General features: G+C 72.4%; 12 protein-coding genes. 2 read left to right on the forward strand and 10 right to left on the reverse strand.

Annotated features, from left to right (window positions below):
• From VIM26_RS02410 to VIM26_RS02440, 7 genes are all read right to left on the reverse strand, one after another.
• Positions 1-715 (reverse strand): ribokinase (locus VIM26_RS02410; protein WP_331948724.1); only part of this gene is annotated, 715 nt, incomplete at its 3' end.
• A 50-nt stretch (positions 716-765) separates the two neighbouring features.
• Positions 766-1,701, reverse strand: a complete 936-nt coding sequence (locus tag VIM26_RS02415; RefSeq protein WP_331948725.1) for a substrate-binding domain-containing protein — start codon at positions 1,699-1,701, stop codon at positions 766-768.
• Positions 1,702-1,768: 67 nt separating this feature from the next.
• Entirely contained in the window at positions 1,769-2,752 is a 984-nt protein-coding gene (locus VIM26_RS02420) for an ABC transporter permease (RefSeq protein ID WP_331948726.1), read from the reverse strand.
• Positions 2,742-4,316 carry a sugar ABC transporter ATP-binding protein gene (locus tag VIM26_RS02425; RefSeq protein WP_331948727.1) on the reverse strand — a complete coding sequence of 525 codons (1,575 nt, stop codon included), beginning with the start codon at positions 4,314-4,316 and terminating at the stop codon, positions 2,742-2,744. Before VIM26_RS02425 ends, VIM26_RS02420 begins: the two co-directional genes overlap by 11 nt.
• Complete coding sequence (locus tag VIM26_RS02430; protein WP_331948728.1) at positions 4,313-5,320, reverse strand: LacI family DNA-binding transcriptional regulator; 1,008 nt, start codon at positions 5,318-5,320, stop codon at positions 4,313-4,315. Before VIM26_RS02430 ends, VIM26_RS02425 begins: the two co-directional genes overlap by 4 nt.
• Before the next feature lie 440 nt (positions 5,321-5,760).
• Positions 5,761-6,750 carry a hypothetical protein gene (locus VIM26_RS02435; RefSeq protein WP_331948729.1) on the reverse strand — a complete coding sequence of 330 codons (990 nt, stop codon included), beginning with the start codon at positions 6,748-6,750 and terminating at the stop codon, positions 5,761-5,763.
• Between the two features lie 322 nt (positions 6,751-7,072).
• Positions 7,073-7,612 carry an HdeD family acid-resistance protein gene (locus VIM26_RS02440; RefSeq protein ID WP_331948730.1) on the reverse strand — a complete coding sequence of 180 codons (540 nt, stop codon included), beginning with the start codon at positions 7,610-7,612 and terminating at the stop codon, positions 7,073-7,075.
• A 256-nt stretch (positions 7,613-7,868) separates the two neighbouring features.
• On the opposite strand from VIM26_RS02440, the gene ppdK reads away from it, so the two are divergent.
• Complete coding sequence (gene ppdK, locus VIM26_RS02445) at positions 7,869-10,580, forward strand: pyruvate, phosphate dikinase (protein WP_331948731.1); 2,712 nt, start codon at positions 7,869-7,871, stop codon at positions 10,578-10,580.
• 375 nt (positions 10,581-10,955) lie between these two features.
• On the opposite strand, the gene VIM26_RS02450 is transcribed toward ppdK, so the two are convergent.
• Positions 10,956-11,240 (reverse strand): hypothetical protein, encoded by a 285-nt coding sequence (locus VIM26_RS02450; protein ID WP_331948732.1) that lies wholly within the window; start codon positions 11,238-11,240, stop codon positions 10,956-10,958.
• A 108-nt stretch (positions 11,241-11,348) separates the two neighbouring features.
• Here VIM26_RS02450 and VIM26_RS02455 point away from each other — a divergent pair, with 108 nt between their 5' ends.
• Positions 11,349-11,807: a GNAT family N-acetyltransferase gene (locus tag VIM26_RS02455; RefSeq protein WP_331948735.1), complete on the forward strand. Its 459-nt coding sequence runs from the start codon at positions 11,349-11,351 to the stop codon at positions 11,805-11,807.
• Positions 11,808-11,972: 165 nt separating this feature from the next.
• On the opposite strand, the gene VIM26_RS02460 is transcribed toward VIM26_RS02455, so the two are convergent.
• Both VIM26_RS02460 and VIM26_RS02465 read right to left on the reverse strand, forming a co-directional pair.
• Positions 11,973-14,036 (reverse strand): S8 family serine peptidase, encoded by a 2,064-nt coding sequence (locus VIM26_RS02460; protein WP_331948733.1) that lies wholly within the window; start codon positions 14,034-14,036, stop codon positions 11,973-11,975.
• A gap of 258 nt (positions 14,037-14,294) precedes the next feature.
• Positions 14,295-18,404 (reverse strand): fibronectin type III domain-containing protein, encoded by a 4,110-nt coding sequence (locus tag VIM26_RS02465; protein WP_331948734.1) that lies wholly within the window; start codon positions 18,402-18,404, stop codon positions 14,295-14,297.
• Between the last annotated feature and the right edge of the window lie 355 nt (positions 18,405-18,759).

An 18,759-nucleotide genomic window follows, 5' to 3' on the forward strand; every position in this document is an offset into this window, starting at 1 on the left:
CCCCGCCGTCGGCGCGGCGCTCGAGCAGCACCGCGCCGTCGGAGCCGAGGGTCAGCACGACCGAGCGCGGTCCCAGTGCGAGCAGGTCGCCCGCGAGCAGGTCCGCCGCCCGGGGTGCGCTGCCCGCCTGGTGCCCGAGCAGGAACGCCGCCTCGGACTCGTTGACCACCAGCGGGTCGCTCGCAGCGAGGATGACGCCGGGCAGCGCCGCGGCCGGGGCGGCGTTGACGATCACCCGGGCCCCGCCGGAGCTGGCCCGCAGGACCAGGTGCGCGACGGTCTCCAACGGGATCTCCAGCTGCACCACCACGACGCCGGCGCCGTTCCAGAGCGGCGCGAGCTCGTCGATCAGCTGCGGGCTGACCTGCCGGTTCGCGGCCGGGGAGACGATGATCGAGTTCTCCCCGTCGGGCGTGATCACGATGATCGCATTGCCCGTCGGGGCGTCCACCGTGCGCAGCCCGGTGAGGTCCACGCCCGCACCCGCGAGCGACGCCCGGAGCAGCGCGCCGTGGCCGTCGTCGCCGACGCAGCCGATGAAGGCGACGTCCCCGCCCACCTTCGCGGCGGCGACCGCCTGGTTGGCGCCCTTGCCGCCCGGGGTGGTCACGACGTCGGAGCCCAGGATGGTCTCCCCGGCCGCCGGGCGGTGGTCGACGTCCAGGACGAGGTCGGCGTTGGCCGACCCGACGACCACGATCTGGTGCGTGCGCATGAGCTTCTCTCGGGTGGGTGCGGAGGGGGCGCCGGTGCGTGGCGGGAGGACTACTTGCTGTCCTTGGTCACCACGACGACCGGCACGGAGATGGTCGCGTCGGCCTTCTTGCCGTCGATCAGCGCGAGCGCGGTCTCGACGGCCTTCTTGCCGAGCTCGTCGGGCTGCTGGGCGATCGAGGCGGTCATCGTGCCGGCCTTGATGGCCGCGACGCCGTCGTCCGTGCCGTCGAAGCCGACCACGAAGACGTCCTTGCCGGCCTTCGCGCCGAGGGCCTGCACCGCACCCAGGGCCATCTCGTCGTTCTCGGCGAAGATCCCGACGGCGTCCGGGTTGGCCTGCAGCAGGTTGGTCGCCACGTCCAGGCCCTTGGCCCGGTCGAAGTTGGCCGGCTGGGTCGCGACCACCTTGATGTTCGGGTACGCGGCGATGCCCTCGGCGAAGCCCTTGCCGCGCTCACGCGACGCGGAGGTCCCGGCGACACCCTGCAGCACGATGACCTCGCCCTTCTCACCGATCGCCTTGGCCAGCGCGTCGGCTGCGAGGCTGCCGCCCTTGACGTTGTCCGAGGACACGAACGAGCTGACCGTCGCGCCGTTGACGGCACGGTCCACGGCCACCACCGGGGTCTTGGCGGCGAGCAGCGGCGAGACGATCGGGCCGGCGGCGTCGGAGTCGACCGGGTTGATGATGACGCCGTCGAGCTCCTGGGTCTGGAAGTTCAGCACCTGGTCGGCCTGCTGGGTGGCGTCGTCGCGCGCGTCGGTGACCGTGAGCTTCACGCCCGCCTTCTTGGCCGCGGCCTGCGCGCCGTCGCGCACCGAGACGAAGAACGGGTTGTTCAGCGTGGACAGGGCCAGGCCGAGGCTGACGTCGGACGAACCGCCGGCGGGGGCGGAACCGCCGGCGTCGGCCGAGCCGCACGAGGCGAGGGCCATGGTGCTCGCGGCGACGAGTGCGGCGAATGCGAAGGCGGGCTTCTTCATCGGAACCGTTCCTTATTCTCAGGTGGGATCTCAGGTGGGGTGGTGCGTGTGCAGTGCGGGGGGTCGGTCAGACGCGCCGGCGGCGCAGGGTGTCGGTCAGCACGGCCAGGGCGATGACCACGCCGATGACGACCAGCTGCCAGAAGGAGGACACGTTCAGCAGGTTGAGGCCGTTGCGGATCACGGCCAGCACGAGGGCGCCGATCAGGGTGCCGAACGCGCGGCCCGACCCGCCGGCGAGGCTCGCGCCACCGATGACGACGGCGGCGATCGCGTCGAGCTCGTAGCCCGTCGCGGCCTGCGGCTGGCCCGAGACCAGCCGTCCGGCGAGCACCAGGCCGGCGATCGAGGCGAACAGCCCGGACAGCGCGTAGATGATCAGCTTCTGGCGGCGGACGTTGATGCCCGAGAGCCGCGCGGCCTCCTCGTTCCCGCCGATCGCGTACATCGCCCGCCCGGTGTAGGTGCGGTTGAGGATGAACGAGGCGACCACGCCGAGCACGATCATGATCAGCACCGGCATCGGCAGCCAGCCGCCGATGGTCCGGCCCAGCCACGCGACGTCGTCGGGCTGGGGCTGCGGCTCGCCGTTGGAGCGGACCAGTGCGAGGCCGCGGGCGATCGAGAGCATCGCCATCGTGGCGATGAACGCGGGCAGCCGGCCGAAGGCGATCAGCAGGCCGCTCACCAGCCCGGCGCCGACGCCGGTCGCCATGCCGAGCGCGATCGCGAGCAGCGGCGGCAGGCCGTTCACGGCCGAGGTGTACCCCGTGACGATCGCGGCGAGCGCCGCGACCGAGCCAACCGAGAGGTCTATCCCCGCGGACACGATCACGAACGTCTGCCCGAAGGCGAGGATCGCGACGACGGCGGCCTGCACCCCCACGTTGAGCAGGTTCTGGGTGTGCAAGAACACCGGGCTCATGGCGGCCATCACCACGCACAGCAGCACGAGGGCGACGAGGGCGCCGTTCTGGCCGAGCAGCACCTGGGCGCGGGAGCCCAGATCGCGGGCGCGGCCGGTGGTCGGGCTTGCGGTGTCAACGGGCACGAGTGGACTCGACTTCCTGCACGGCCAGGGCCATCACGGCGTCCTGGGTGGCTTCTTCGTGGGTGAGCTCGCCGACGAGGCGTCCGTGCGCCATGACGAGGATCCGGTCGCACATGCCCAGCACCTCGGGCAGGTCCGAGGAGACGAGCAGGACGCCGCGACCTGACGCGGTGAGCTTGTTGACGAGCTGGTAGATCTCGACCTTGGCGCCGACGTCGACCCCGCGGGTCGGCTCGTCGAGCAGCAGGACCGCCGGGTCGGCCGCGAGCCACTTGCCCATGACGACCTTCTGCTGGTTGCCGCCCGAGAGGTTCTTGACCAGCGCCCCGATGCCGGGGGTCCGGATGCTGAGGTCCTGCACGGCGGCCACGGCGATGGCCTTGAGCCGCTTGCGGTCGACCAGCCCGGCTCGGGTGGCCGCGCGCAGCGAGACCATGCCGAGGTTCTCGCCGACCGACGCGCCGAGCACGAGGCCCTGGGCCTTGCGGTCCTCGGGCACCAGGCCGAGCCCGGCGCCGATGGCGGCGTGCACGTCGTGCTTGGGGATGTTCTTGCCGCGGACGGCCACGTTTCCTTCGCCGTAGGTGTCGGCGCCGAATACGGCTCGCAGCACCTCCGTGCGGCCCGCGCCGACCAGTCCCGCGAGGCCGACGACCTCGCCCGCATGCACGGTGAGGTTGATGTTGTCGAAGGATCCTGTTCGGGTCAGGCCCTCTACGGTGAGCAGCGCGGTGCCGGCGTCGCCGCGCTCGCGCGGGTACAGGGACTCGATCGAGCGGCCGACCATCAGCCTGACGAGCTCACCGGACGGGGTTCGCGCGGGCACCGTCCCGACCGAGCGCCCGTCGCGCAGCACGGTGACGCGGTGGCCGATGCGGCGGATCTCGTCGAGGTGGTGGGAGATGAACACCATGCCGACGCCGGTCTCGCGCAGCTCGGACATGAGCTCCAGGAGCCGGTCGACCTCGTCGTCGGCGAGCGCGGCCGTGGGCTCGTCCAGGATGAGCACGCGGGCGTCCAGGCTGAGCGCCTTCGCGATCTCCACGAGCTGCTGGCGGGCGACGCCGAGGCTCCTGACGGGCGTGCGCGGGTCGACGGTGAGGCCGACGCGCTCGAGCGCGCGGCGCGCGGCGGCGATCGTGGCGCGCTTGTCGATCATGCCGAAGCGGCGGGGCTGGCGGCCGAGCATGACGTTCTCCGCGATGCTCAGCTGCGGGACCAGGTTGAACTCCTGGTGGATCGTCGCGATGCCGAGCGCCTCGGCCTGCGCGGTGGTGTTCAGGTGCACCGGGTTGCCGTCGACGAAGACCTGGCCGCCGTCGGGCTGGTAGACCCCGGCGAGGCACTTGATCAGGGTCGACTTGCCGGCGCCGTTCTCGCCGAGCAGGACGTGCACCTCGCCCGCGTGCAGGTCGAACGAGACGCCGTCGAGGGCAAGCACGCCGGGGAAGCGCTTGACCAGGCCCTCGACGCGGAGCAGCTCGGGGCCGGGTGCTTCGTCCTCGGCGGTGTCGGTGATCTCGGTGATCTCGGTGATCTCGGTGGCGGGGGCCTGGTCGGTCATTCGCTCCTCCGTGGGTTGGTCGATTCGCGCAGCACGAGCCGGCAGGCGAGGCGCTCGTCGGGCACCGCTTCGCCACCGATCAGGGCGAGCAGCATCTGCATGGCGCGCTCGCCGAGGCGGGCGGTGGGTTGTTCGATGGCGGTCAGCGTGGGGCGCAGCAGCGAGAACCAGGGCATGTCGTCGAAGACGGCGAGCGCGAGGTCGTCCGGGATGGCGGGGGAGCCGCTCCGCTCGGCCAGCAGTTGGAGCGCGCCGAGCGCCATCGGGCCGTTGGCGACCAGGACGGCGTCGGGCACCTTCGCGGAGCCGAGCAGGTCGGCGAACGCCTCGCGACCGGAGTCCGCGCGAAAGTTCCCGTGCCAGATCCGGTCCTCGCCGAGCGGCAGGCCGTGCCGCACCAGCGCGTCGCGGAAGGCGACGAGCCGCTCGCGCGAGGTGCCCGCGTGGTCCGGTCCGGTGACGATCGCGAGGTCGCGGCGCCCGGTGCGCACGAGGTGGTCGACGAGCTCGTCGATCGCCGCGGCGCCGTCGGCCAGCACGATCGGGGCGTCGACGTCGGCCGCGGGCCGGTCCACGAGCACCACGTGGTGCCCGCGCTCGGCGGCCTCCTTGAGCAGCGGCGAGGTCTCCACGGTGGGCACGACGATCAGGCCGTCGACCTGACGCTCGAGCAGGATGCGGATGTAGTGGTCCTGCTGCGCCGGGTCCTCGTCGGCGTTGCCGACGATCACGGAGTACCCGGTGCGCCGGGCGGTGTCCTCCACGGCGCGGGCGAGCTCGGTGAAGAACGGGTTCAGCAGGTCCGAGACGACCAGGCCGACGGTCTTGGTGCCGGTGGTCCGCATCGAGCGGGCGACGGCGTTGGGGTGGAAGCCCAGGTCACGCACGACGGCGAGCACTCGCTCGCGCATCTCGTCCGACGCGCTGGGGTGCCCGGCAAGGACGCGCGAGACCGACGCGGTCGACACGTTCGCCGCTCGCGCCACGTCCTTGATCGTCGCCATCGACGTTCCCTCTGCGTTGTGTGGGGTTCCGCGCTCGTCCTCGAGCTGCGGATCGCGCGGCATGTAATCGATACCATGAGAACGATTACATGAGTATGTCGATGCACCGAACCCCCGTCAAACGCCCACGTCAGGGCTCCGCCGCGACCGAATCAGTTCCTCGACCGAGCCTCTCGCGACCCGCGTCGCTCCGCGCCCGGCCCCTCAGCGACCCCACGGACGAGCCGATCCACGACCTAGGAGTCGTTGTCCTCTTTCGGCCGATCTGAGGACAACAACTCCTAGGTCGACGACATCCTCGGCCTCTGAGCGCTCGAGCATCGAGGCCGGATCGAGGTCCGGACTCGTTCGCGACGCGTGGGCTCCGCGAACTAGGAGTCGTTGTCCTCTTTCCGGCGACCTGACGACAACAGCTCCTAGTTCGATGACGTCCGAACGGTTCAGTGCCCGCGCGCGGTCGTGAGGCGGGGGCGGGTGAGGTGGTCGGGCTCGTCGGGGAGGGTTGCGGGGTCGGCGACGCCGCGGGAGGCGAAGATGTCGCGCAGGCGGGCGGCGGTGATCGCCCAGCGGCGCAGCACGTCGTCGGACAGGAGCACGAGCGAGCGCCAGCGGAGGTCCTCCATCGCTTCCTTGCGGTGGATGTCCTTGGCGTACTGATACCGGTCGGTGCGGTGGTGCTCGCCGTCGTACTCGATCGCGATCCGCAGCGCCGGCCAGCACAGGTCCGGTCGCGCGATCCAGCACCCGCGGTCGTCGAAGAGGTCCGCGCCGACCAGGGGGCAGGGGAAGCCCGACGCGATCAGTTGCAGGCGGGTTCTGGTCTCCATGGGGGAATCGACGAAGTGCCGAGACAGCTCGAGCGCGCGGCGGAGCGCCTTGCAGCCGCGCTGCCCGGCCGAACGCGCGAGTGCATCGGCGAGCTCCGACCGAGAGGTCGGTGGGTAGCGAAGCGCGAGGACGGCGTCGGTCAGGATCAGGAGGTCGATGTTGTCGAGCACGGCCCCGCAATCGGCCCAGGTCCGGGCCACGGTGGTGAGCGGTAGACCCCGAGCACTCACGATCTCGTCGGCGCGCACCCCTTGGTGGGACGCGGTCGCGAGGGCGTCGATCGGCGGAAATCCCTGTGGACCGATGACGTGCACGAGCGGGACCAGGTCGGTGCGCCGCGGGTCGGCGTCGCGTGGGTCGGCGTCCCGCGGCAGCGGCAGCCCCCAGAGAGTGGCGGCCGTGGAGTGCGAGAACGCGGCGTCGTCGGGCAGGTGCAGGCCGATCGCGCGGCAGCGCATCGCGAGGTCGCCGTCGGCGGGCATGCGCACCCCTCGGATGGGCGCGGCGAGCGATCGGCTGCGGAGCTGGCCGGTCGTGATGCCCGAGGCGTGCGCGTCGACGACGCAAAAGGGCCCGGCGGGGATCGGTGCGGATTGGCTCATCCACCAGACGATGAGCCCGATCAGCCCCGGCACCGCGTCCCACCTACGGCCCGGTGGACGAACCGTCGCCGAGCCAACCCGGGGTCGGCCGCCCGATCCACGCGCCCGTCCGGCGCGGGCCATACGCGAACTGGGAGTTGTTGTCGCTCAGAAGCGAAAACCTGCGACATCAACTCGCATCTCGCGAACTCGCAACTCGCGCTCCAGGGACCCCGGGCGCGCTCGCCCCGAGGACCCACTCGGCCCGTCGACCGCCCGGCTCGTCGACCCGCTCGCCCCGAGGACCCGTCCGGCCCGTCGACCGCCCGGCCCGACGACCCGCTTAGGCGGTCCTCGCTCCACGCAGGTGCGGCTCGCGTTGCGACTGGTGCAGGTTCGCCGCCATCACCAGCGCCGCGATCCCGCTCACCAGGCTGAACAGGCCGTACACCTGGGCCAGGACGACCGCGCCGATGTCGGGACGGATCACCAGGACCACCGCCAGCGCGACCGAGACCAGCCCGCCCAGCGCGAGCAGCGTCCGCTCACCGCTGCGCCCCTGGAGCCGGAACGCGAGCAGGACGTCGAACGCGCCCGTCACGAAGGCCCAGCCGGCGATCCACAGCACGAGGACAAGGACGGTGATCGACGGCCACTCGAGCGCGACCACACCGGCCGCGACGTCGAGGACCGCGAGCAGCGCCCGCCCGACCCGTTGACCGGAGGTGTCGGACCCCAGCGCCCGCGCGGTCTCCATGATCGCCGCGAGGAACGCGTAGACGGCGAACAGGACGACGAACGCCCCGAGAGTGATGTTCGGCCACGCGACCGCGACGATCCCCACGACGATGGCGAGGATGCCCCGCCAGACGAGGATGCTCACTGTGCTCCTCATCGGACCTCCCAGCGACGTGCTGCGTGCGGGATCTGCGCCGCTGCGCGGCGCGGTCGTCTGAGTTCAACGGTATTCCGGGCGCCGATCCGCTGTCCACGCTCCGGTCCGCGACAGCGTCCGCGGCACGACCGCCGCATTGTCCAAAGCGGGCCTTAGGTCCGGGGGAACCCCCCGACCCGCGGAGCAAGATCGCAGATAGAGGGGGTCGGCAAAGTAGCCGCCCCTGTGTCATGGGAGGCGCGCCGTGGGCACGTATGTGTACGACTTCAGCGAGGGCAACAAGGACCTCAAGGACCTGCTCGGAGGCAAGGGCGCAAACCTTGCCGAGATGACCAACCTCGGGCTGCCGGTCCCGCCGGGCTTCACGATCACCACCGAGGCCTGTCGGTCCTACCTGAGCACCGGGATCCTGCCGCCCGAGCTGCGGGTCGAGGTGACCATGGCCGTGCGGCGCATCGAGGACGCCGTCGGGCGCAGCCTGGGTGACTTCCACGAGCCGCTGCTCGTCTCGGTCCGTTCCGGCGCCAAGTTCTCCATGCCCGGGATGATGGACACCGTCCTGAACATCGGGCTGAACGACGCGTCGGTGCAGGGCCTGGCGAAGTTCTCGGGCGACGACCGCTTCGCGTGGGACTCCTACCGCCGGCTGATCCAGATGTTCGGCAAGACCGTGCTCGGCATCGACGGCGACCTGTTCGCCGACGCGCTGGACGCCCTGAAGGCCAAGCGCGGCGCGGCGACCGACGTCGAGCTCACCGCCGACGACCTGACCGGCCTGGTCGAGCAGTACAAGACGATCGTCCGTGACGTGTCCGGGCGCGAGTTCCCGCAGCACCCGCGCGAGCAGCTCGACCTCGCGATCGCCGCCGTCTTCGACTCGTGGAACACCGAGCGGGCGCGGCTGTACCGGCGCCGCGAGCGCATCCCGGCAGACCTGGGCACCGCCGTGAACGTGATGACGATGGTGTTCGGCAACCTGGGCGAGACCTCCGGCACCGGAGTCTGCTTCACCCGCGATCCGTCGACCGGCGTCGTCGGCGTCTATGGCGACTACCTCACCAACGCCCAGGGCGAGGACGTCGTCGCCGGCATCCGCAACGTCCTGGGGCTCGCCGACCTGGAGCTGATCGACCCGAAGGCGTACGCCGCCCTCCGCCTGGCCATGCGGCGCCTCGAGACCCACTACCGCGACCTGTGCGACATCGAGTTCACCGTCGAGCGCGGCAAGCTCTGGATGCTGCAGACCCGCGTGGGCAAACGGACCGCGGCGGCGGCGTTCCGGATCGCGATCCAGCTCGTCGACGAGCACCTGATCACGATGGACGAGGCGCTCGAGCGGGTGAGCGGCGCCCAGCTGGGCAAGCTGATGTTCCCGCAGTTCGACTCCCGGGCAGAGCGTGACCTGCTTACGACGGCGATGGCGGCCTCACCCGGCGCGGCCGTCGGGATGGCCGTCTTCGACTCCCCGACCGCCGTGAAGTGGGCCGCGGACGGCAAGGACGTGATCCTGGTCCGCCGCGAGACGAACCCCGACGACCTCGGCGGCATGATCGCCTCCGTCGGCGTGCTCACCTCGCGCGGCGGGAAGACGAGCCACGCGGCCGTCGTCGCGCGCGGCATGGGCACCACCTGCATCGTGGGCGCCGAGGCGCTCGACGTCGACGCGGTCCTGCGCCAGTTCGTCGTGTCCGGTCGCACCGTGCGCGAGGGCGAGATCATCGCCATCGACGGCGGCACCGGCGAGGTGTTCGGAGGCGACGTCCCGGTCGTCCCGTCCCCCGTCGTGCGCTACCTCGAGGACGGCCTGGACGCCGCGGTCGAGGCGGCGGGCGACGACGCCGACGTCGCCGACCTGGTGCGGTCGGTCGACCGGTTGCTCGTGCACGCCGACAAGGTGCGCCGGCTGCACGTGCACGCGAACGCCGACACGGCGGCGGACGCCCGACGGGCTCGGGCGCTCGGCGCCCAGGGCATCGGGCTGTGCCGGACCGAGCACATGTTCCTCGGCGAGCGTCGCGTGCTGATCGAGCGCGTGATCCTCGCGACCGACGACACGGTGCGCCAGGCCGCGCTCGACGCGCTGCTGCCGCTCCAGCGCGAGGACTTCGTCGACCTGCTCGCGGAGATGGACGGCCTGCCGACCACCATCCGGCTGATCGACCCGCCGCTGCACGAGTTCCTGCCCGACTACACCGAGCTCGCCGTCAAGGTCGCGCTGGCCAATGCGGCCGGCAAGGCGGACAAGCACGACGTCGCCCTGCTCGCGGCGGTCGGGCGGATGCGTGAGGCCAACCCGATGCTCGGCCTGCGCGGGGTGCGCCTCGGGCTGGTCGTCCCGGGGCTGTTCGAGCTGCAGATTCGCGCGGTGGCCGAGGCTGTCACGACGCGGATCAAGGCCGGCGGGCACCCGAGGGCGGAGATCATGGTCCCGCTGGTCGCGTCGCTGATGGAGCTGCACCTGGTCCGTGACCAGGCCGAACGCATCCTGTCGGAGGTCGCTGAGCGGGAGGGCGTCACCCTCGAGGTACCGATCGGGGCGATGATCGAACTGCCCCGGGCCGCCCTGACAGCCGGGAGGATCGCCACGGCCGCCGACTTCTTCTCGTTCGGCACCAACGACCTCACGCAAACCACGTGGGGCTTTTCCCGGGACGACGTCGAAGGTGCATTCTTCTCCGAGTACGCCGCCAACGGGGTCCTCACCGACTCCCCGTTCGACACGGTCGACCTGCGGGGCGTCGGGCGGCTGGTGCGCATCGCGGTCGAGGAGGGGCGCCAGACGCGTCCCGACCTGACCATCGGGGTGTGCGGCGAGCACGGCGGGGACCCGGACTCCATCGCGTTCTTCCACGCGGTGGGCCTGGACTACGTGTCCTGCTCGCCGTTCCGGGTGCCGGTCGCCCGGCTCGAGGCCGGCCGCGCGAGCGTGGCCCGGACGGGGGCCGACACCCGCTGAGCCGTCCCCGGCCGTCCCCGGCCGCGCCGGAGGTCACCACCTCCACCTTTGGCGACGGGAGGTCACCACCTCCAAAACCCGCAACGTCCGAGCGTTGAAGTCCTATAGGACGTCAACGCTCGGACGTTACGGGTGGTGAGGTTCGCTCAGGTTGACGTCGTCGTGACGCCAGTGCCGAGCGGATTCGCGCGAGTGCGGCCGTTCTGCTGCCTGCTGCGCGAGTGCGGCCGTTCTGCTGCCTGAATCGCCGAATAGACAGCAGAACGCCCGCACTCGCGCCTGGAAACCAGGATCGATTCCCGCGAGTGCGGGACTTTGGCTGTCTAAACGGCCCGAATGACAGCCAAAGTCCCGCACTCGGGTGAGCGACTCGGGTCAGAGGTCTACTTTTTGGCCTTGGCCTTGGCCTTGGCCTTGGGTGAGGGCGGCTGTGTAGACCTTGTGGGCGGTTACTGTGTCCAGGACGGCCGAGCCGAGGCTCTTGAAGACGGTGAGCTGGTCGGCGTTCGCGCGCCCGGCGACGGCACAAGCAGGAATGTCGCCGAGCTCGAGGATCGCGCCGGCGTCGAGCAGGCCGGCCTCGATCGGGGCGATCAGGTCGCCCGGCGCGGCCACAAGAATCCCGCAACGTCCGAGCGTTGACGTCCTATAGGACGTCAACGCTCGGACGTTACGGGAGGGGGGATCTGCACGCACCGCCGGGGACGGCGGGAGACACTCGCTCGTGTGAACCCACCGCTCACCGAGCTGACCCTGACCTCCTCGCGCATGCGGCTGCGCCGCGCGACGGTCGACGACCTGCCCGCGATCGTGCGGCTGCTCGCGGCCGACGCGCTGGGGAGCGCGCGGGAGAACCTCGCCGAGGGGGACCTGGCGCCGTACGAGCGTGCGTTCCGGATGATCGACGCCGACCCGGCGCACCTGCTCGTCGTCGCCGTTGGTGCGCCCCCCGGAGAGGCGGTCGTCGCCACGATGCAGCTGTCCTTCCTGCCTGGCCTGTCCCGGCGGGGAGCGCTGCGGGCTCAGGTCGAGGCGGTCCGGGTCGACACGGCCCTGCGCGGGCAGGGTCTGGGCGCGGCCATGATGGGCTGGGCGATCGAGGAGGCCCGACGGCGTGGCTGCGACCTCGTGCAGCTGACCACGGACAAGAGCCGCGCCGACGCGCACCGCTTCTACGAGCGGCTCGGTTTCGTCGCCTCGCACGAGGGCATGAAGCTGCGGCTCTGACGCCGCATGACGCGACGCGGCGTGACCCGTAGGTCGCGCGGCGCGGGGGTCGCATGACGCGAGGCTGCGTGCCCCTGACTGCGGATGAACCCGGAGGCCGCGTTCCCCGGGAGCCGCACGACCTCCGGGGCGCGCGTCCGGCCGGGTCGCTCCGGGCAGCGGCGCTCAGGGGCGCGGAGTGACGGAGTTCGACAGGGACGAGTAGCTCCCCGTCCCGACCGCGTTGGTGGCCCGGACCTGGAGCTTGACGGCGGTTCCGTTGACGAGACCGGTGACGGTCAGGCTCCTCGCCGCGGCGCTCGCCGACCGCAGGGCGCCGATCTGGACCTTGGTGGACGCGTTGACGACCCGGACCGTGTATCCGGTGACCGCGAGCCCGCCGCTGGCAGCTGCCGCCCAGCGGGCGGTCGCCGATCCGTTCGCGGCGGTGGACGTGCCGATGGCGGGGGCGCCGGGCACCGTCGCGGGGGTTGCCGCGTTGGACAGGGCCGAGTAGGCGCCCGACCCGAGCGAGTTCGTGGCCCGGACCTGGATCTTGACCGCGGTGCCGTTGACCAGCCCGGTGACGAGCAGGCTCGTGGCGTCCGAGGCGGCCGGGCGCAGGGTTCCGATCGGTGAGTTCGTCGCAGCGTTGGCGACCCGGACCAGGTAGCCGGTGACTGCTCGCCCGCCGTTCGCGGGCGGGGTCCACCGGGCTGTCGCCGTGGTGTTTCCTGCCGTGGTGGTCCCGATCACCGGCGCGCCGGGCACGGTCGCCGGGGTCACGGTGTTGGAGAAGGCGGAGTAGCCCCCGGTCCCGGCCGCGCTGGCGGCCCGGACCTGGAACTTCACCGCGGTCCCGTTGACCAGGCCGGTGACCGTGACGCTCGTGGCCCCGGCGGACGCGGGCCGCAGGGCGCCGACCTGGGCCAGGGTGGTGGCGTTGACCGCCCGGACCGAGTACCCGGTGATCGGCAGGCTGCTGCTCGGAGCGGTCCAGCGGACGACCGCCGACGCGTTCGACCCGCTCGCGACCCCGATGGCCGGCGCGGCCGGCGGATCGGCGAGCGCCGGGCTCTCGTACAACAGCCGGTTGGGCGTGCCCGTCGTGGCGCCGCCGACGGCGCCGGTCGTCGCGTCGGCGAGGAGCAGCGCACTGACCTGCGCGGGGGTCCACGTCGGATGGGCCGACGTGATGAGCGCGGCGACGCCCGCGACGTGCGGGGAGGCCATCGAGGTGCCGGAGAGCACGGCGGTCGCCGTCGTCGAGGTGGTCCAGTCGGAGGTGATGAACACGCCGGGGGCGTACAGGTCGACGCAGCTGCCGTAGTTCGAGAACGAGGCCTGCGCATCGGTCGAGCTCGACGCCGCGACGGTGAGGGCCGTCGGCTCCGCGGCGGGGGAGGAGTTGCAGGCGTTCGTGGTCTCGTTTCCGGCGGCGACGGCCACCGTGACGCCGTCGGCGACGACAGCGGCCACGGCGGCGTCCAGGCTCGAGGACGGGTCGGCACCGAGGCTCAGGTTGGCCACGGCGGGCGCGCCGTCCAGGTGGTTCGCCGCGACCCAGTCCAGGCCCGCGATGGCCGCGGACACGTAGCCGGAGCCGGTGCAGTCGAGCACGCGGACGGGCACCAGGGTGGCCAGCTTGGCGACCCCGTACCTCGCGCCGGCGATGGTGCCCGCAACGTGGGTGCCGTGCCCGTTGCAGTCGTCCGTGCCGTTCGCATCGTCAACCGCGTTGTACCCCGCGGCCACCCGGCCGCCGAAGTCGGCGTGCGCGGCGAAGATCCCGGTGTCGATCACGTACGCGGTGACGCCGGCGCCGTCGGGCCCGTAGCTGTAGGTCGTCGAGAGGGGGAGCGCGCGCTGGTCGATCCGGTCCAGACCCCACGGCGGGTTCACCTCGGTGTCGGTCGCGCGCACGGGACCATCCGCCTCGACGGCCGCGACGGACGGGTCGGCGCGCAGGGCGTCCCGCTGTGCCGGGGTGAGGCGGGCGAACATGCCGGGGAACACGTGGCTCAGTCGCCGGGTCACCTGCGTGTCGCTGATGCCCGACGTCCGGGCCTGCGCACGCACGTCCGAACCTGGCCTGTACCGCACGATGTACAGCGTGGTCGCGCGGGTCCCGGGACCGGGCGACGCGAGCGCCTGCGCGCCACCCCCGAGCCCCACCATCAGTGCCGCCGCGACGATCGCCGCGGCGAGAACACGTGGCGCGGACCGCCGTCGAACGGGAATCAGGCTCACAGGTCTCCCCAGGTTGTCTCGGCGGCCGGTCTGCGAACATCGCCCCATTCTGCGAAGTCAGCGGACCTCGCAGAATGCCGGGATGTTCGCAGAACGCGAATTTGAGCAGTTCCTTTATGGCGGCTGGGCCTTGCCGGTCGGGAGGGCCGGAAGAGTGAATTGAGAGGGTGTCGGCGGGAATCACCTCGAGGGGCAAAAGCCCGGTTCGGCGCAAAACGGGGGTGACCGCACGCCAGGGGATGACGCCCGCCGGAGGATCTATTGCGCAACGACGGCTCCGGGGCTGCTCGCCGCGGCGCCGAGACCGACCGCGTTGAGGGCCTCGACCGTGAACAGGTAGCTGCCCGCGACCAGGGTCATGGCGAGCGACCTGGCGGCGGACGGCTGGACGGCGGACGTGGTCCGGGCGACGACCGCGCCGTCGCCGTCGAGCAGCAGGGCGGTGACCACGTAGCCGTCGATGACGGCGCCGCCGGTTGAGGCCGGTGGTGTCCAGCTGGCCGACGCCGTGATCGCGCCGCCCAGCGTCCCCGCCGTGCCGACGACGGCGCCCGCGCCGGGCACCGTCGCCGGCGTCACGGCGCCGGACAGCGCCGAGTACGCGCTCGCCCCGAGCAGGTTCGTGGCCTGGACCTGGAACCGGACTGCGGTCCCGTTCACGAGACCGGTGACGGCCAGGCTGGTGGCGTCCGCGGTCGCCGCCTGCAGCGCGCCGACCTGCGCGTTCGTGGTCGCGTTGACCACCCGCACCCAGTACCCGGTGATCGCCGAGCCACCGTTGGCCGGCTCGGTCCATCGCGCGACCGCCGACACGTCGGACGCGGACGCGGTCCCGCTGCCGGGCGCTGCGGGCACGGTCGCCGGAGTTCCGGTGTTCGACAGGGCCGAGTAGCCACCGGGCCCGACGGCGCTCGTGGCCTGGACCTGGAGCTTGACCGCGGTGCCGTTCACCAGGCCAGTGACCGTCAGGCTCGTCACGCCGGCGCTCGCGGACCGCAGGGCGCCGACCTGGGCCTCGGTGGTGGCATCGATGACCCGGATCAGGTACCCGCTGATCGCCAGCCCGCCGTTGGCCGGCGCGGTCCAGCGGACGGTCGCCGTGGTGTTCGCGGTCGTGGTCGTGCCGATGAGCGGTGCGCCGGGCACCGTGGCCGGGGTCACCGTGGCGGACAAGGCCGAGTAGAGACCCGCTCCCGCGGCGTTCGTGGCCAGCACCTGGAACCGCACGGCGACCCCGTTGACGAGATCGGTGATCGCGAGGGTCGTCGCGTCGGACGCGGCGCTGCGCTGCGCGCCGATCTGCGCGTTCGTGGCCGCGCTGACGACCCGGACGGAGTACCCGGTGATCGCGAGGCCGCCGTCGACCGGGGTCGTCCAGCGGACGGTCGCCGTGGCGTTCCCCGAGGTGATCGCCCCGATGCCGGGGGCGCTCGGCGTCGTCGCGGGGGTGACGGCGACGGACAGGTCGGAGTAGCTGCCCGTCCCGGCGGCGCTGGTGGCGAGGACCTGGAACTTGACCGGGGTCCCGTTGGTCAGGCCGGTGACGGTCAGGCTCGTCGAGCTCGCGGCGGCGGCCCGCAGCGCGCCGATCTGGACCTCGGTACCCGCGTCGACGACCCGGACGGTGTACCCGCTGATCGCGAGCCCGCCGTTGGCCGGCGCGGTCCAGCGGACCAGCGCGGACACGTTCCCCGGGGTGGGGGTCCCGATGACGGGCGTGCCGGGCACCGTCGCGGGCGTCGCCGCGTTGGAGAGCGCCGAGTACGGGCCCGCGCCCACCGCGTTCGTGGCGAGGACCTGGAACTTCACCGGGGTCCCGTTGACGAGCCCGCTGACCGTCAGTGTGGTGACGCTCGCGTCGACCGGCTGCAGGGCTCCGAGCTGCGCGTTCGTGGCCGCGTTGACGACCCGGACCGTGTACCCGCTGACGGCGAGGCCGCCGTTGGCCGGCGCCGTCCAGCGCGCGGTCGCCGAGCCGTTCGCGGCGGTGGTCACCCCGATGCCGGGGGCGCTCGGCGTCGTCGCGGGGGTGGCGGCGCTGGACAGGTCGGAGTAGGCGCCCGTCCCGGCCGCGCTGGTGGCGAGGACCTGGAACTTGACCGCGTTGCCGTTGGCCAGGGCGGTGACGGTCAGGCTGGTCGAGCCCGCGGCGGCGGCCCGCAGGGAGCCGACCTGGACCTCGGTGGTCGCGTCGACGACCCGGACCGAGTACCCGCTGATCGCGAGACCCCCGTTGGCCGGGGCGGTCCAGCGCACGAGCGCGGACAGGTTCGCGGCGGTCACCGCGCCGATGACCGGTGCGCCGGGCACCGTGGCCGGGGTCACCGCGGCGGACAGGGCCGAGTACAGACCCGCCCCCACGGCATTGGTGGCGAGGACCTGGAACTTCACCGGGGCGCCGTTCGCGAGCTCGGTGACGCTCAGGCTGGTGGCGTCGGCCGCGGCGCTGCGCAGCGCGCCGACCTGCGCGTTCGTGGCCGCGTTGACGACCCGGACCGAGTACCCGGTGATCGCCTGGCCGCCGATGGCCGCCGGCGTCCAGCGGGCCGTCGCGGCACCGTTCCCGGCCGTGGCGGACCCGATGACGGGTGCGCTGGGCACGGTCGCAGGCGTGACGGCGGCGGAGAGTGCCGAGTACGAGCCGGCACCCGCCGCGCTGGTGGCGAGCACCTGGAACTTCACTGCGACCCCGTTCGCGAGACCGGTGACCAGGAGGCTGGCCGCCGTCGAGGCGGCGGGCCGCAGGGCGCCGACCTGGGCGTCGGTGGTCGCGTCGGCGACCCGGACCGTGTAGCCGTTGATCGGCGAGCTGCCGGCGGCGGGCGCCGTCCAGCGGACGAGCGCGGCCGCGTTCGACCCGGTCACGTCCCCGATCGTCGGTGCGGACGGGACGACGACCGGAACGGCGGGCGTGACCGCGTTGGACAGCGCCGAGAACGCGCCGGTCCCGGCGTCGCTGGTCGCCCGGACCTGGAGCTCGACCGCGGTCCCGTTGACCAGTCCGGTGACGCTCAGGCTGGTCGCGTCCGCGGACGCGGTCCGCAGCGCGCCGAGCTGGGCGCTCGTGGCCGCGTTGACGACCCGGACCGAGTACCCGGTGATCGCCGAGCCGCCGTCGTCGGGGGCGGTCCAGGACGCGAGCGCCGAGGTGTTCTGGGCGGTGGCGGTGCCGATGGCCGGCGCAGCGGGCGGCGGGCCGACGACGGGGTTCATGTAGAGCAACCGGTTGGGCGTGCCCGCGGTCGCACCGCCGACGACGTCGGTCGTGGCGTCCCCGAGCAGCTGGGCGGTGACCTGCGCCGGGGTCCACGCCGGGTGGATCGACAGCAGCAGCGCGGCGACGCCCGCGACGTGCGGGGACGCCATCGACGTGCCCGAGATCGTGTTGGTCGCGGTCGTCGAGGTGTTCCAGTCGGACGAGACGTACAGGCCGGGCGCGTACAGGTCGACGCACGATCCGTAGTTCGAGAAGTAGGCCTGGGTGTCCGTGGAGCTCGAGGCGGCGACGGTCAGCGCGGTGCCGGTCGAGGCAGGGGAGTAGTTGCACGCGTCCGCGGCGCTGTTGCCGGCGGCCACGGCGAGCGTGACGCCGTCGGCGACGACGGCGGCCGCGGCCGCGTTCACGCTCGAGGACCAGCCGCCGCCGAGGCTCATGTTCGCCACGGCGGGCTGGCCGTCCAGGTGGTTCGCCGCGACCCATTCCAGGCCGGCGATGACTCCGGACCAGGTCCCGGAGCCGGAGCAGTCCAGCACCCGGACCGGCACGAGGGCCGCCAGCTTGGCGACCCCGTACCGCGTCCCGGCGATCGTGCCCGAGACGTGCGTGCCGTGGCCGTTGCAGTCGGAGGTCCCGTAGCCGTCGCCGATCGCGCTGAAGCCCGCGGTGACCCGGCCGCCGAAGTCGGTGTGCGAGGCGAGGATGCCGGTGTCGATCACGTAGGCCGTCACACCGGCGCCGGCGGCACCGTAGCTGAACGTCGTGGACAGGGGAAGGGCGCGCTGGTCGATCCGGTCAAGGCCCCAGGTCGCGTCCGACTCGGTGTCGGTCGCGTGCACGGGTCCGTCCTGCTCGACCGCGGCGACCGACGGGTCGGCGCGCAGCGCGTCCCGCTGCGCCGTCGTAAGCCGCGCGAGCATGCCGGGGAACACCCGGCTCAGCCGCCGGGTCACCTGCAGGTCGCTGATGCCCGCCGCCCGGGTCTCCGCGCGCACGTCCGCGCCGGGCTTGTATCGCACGATGTACAGGGAGACCGCGCGACTCCCGGGACCGGCCGACTCGATCGCCTGCGCCGAGCCCCCGAACCCGACCGTCACCAGCACCGCCACGAGTGCCGCGCTGATGATGCGCGGCGCAGGAAGCAGCCTCACTGGTCTCCCTGGGTTGCGTCGGTGACGGTTCTGCGAATATCGCCCCGTTCTGCGAAGTCCCGGACTTTGCAGAACGAGGGGTTGTTCGCAGAACGCGGAATTTGGGTTCCCCAGTTATGGCGGGTGCGCGGCGTTATTGAGAGGGCCGGGAGGGTGAACTGTGCCGGGGCGGGTCGGGTCGACGCCGGGGCAAAAGCCGGGTTAGGTGTATATGGGGCGAGACGGAGCTCCCCCGAGGTACGTCGCGGCCCGGAACCTGACCGCCGTCGGCCGGCACGGCTCGACGCTGCTCACGGGCGACGTCGCGGCGGAGGTCGCCGCGCCGAAGGGCAAGCCCGGCGGGGAGCTCCAGGCG

Source organism: Pengzhenrongella sp., assembly GCF_036565025.1.
Classification (GTDB): domain Bacteria; phylum Actinomycetota; class Actinomycetes; order Actinomycetales; family Cellulomonadaceae; genus Pengzhenrongella.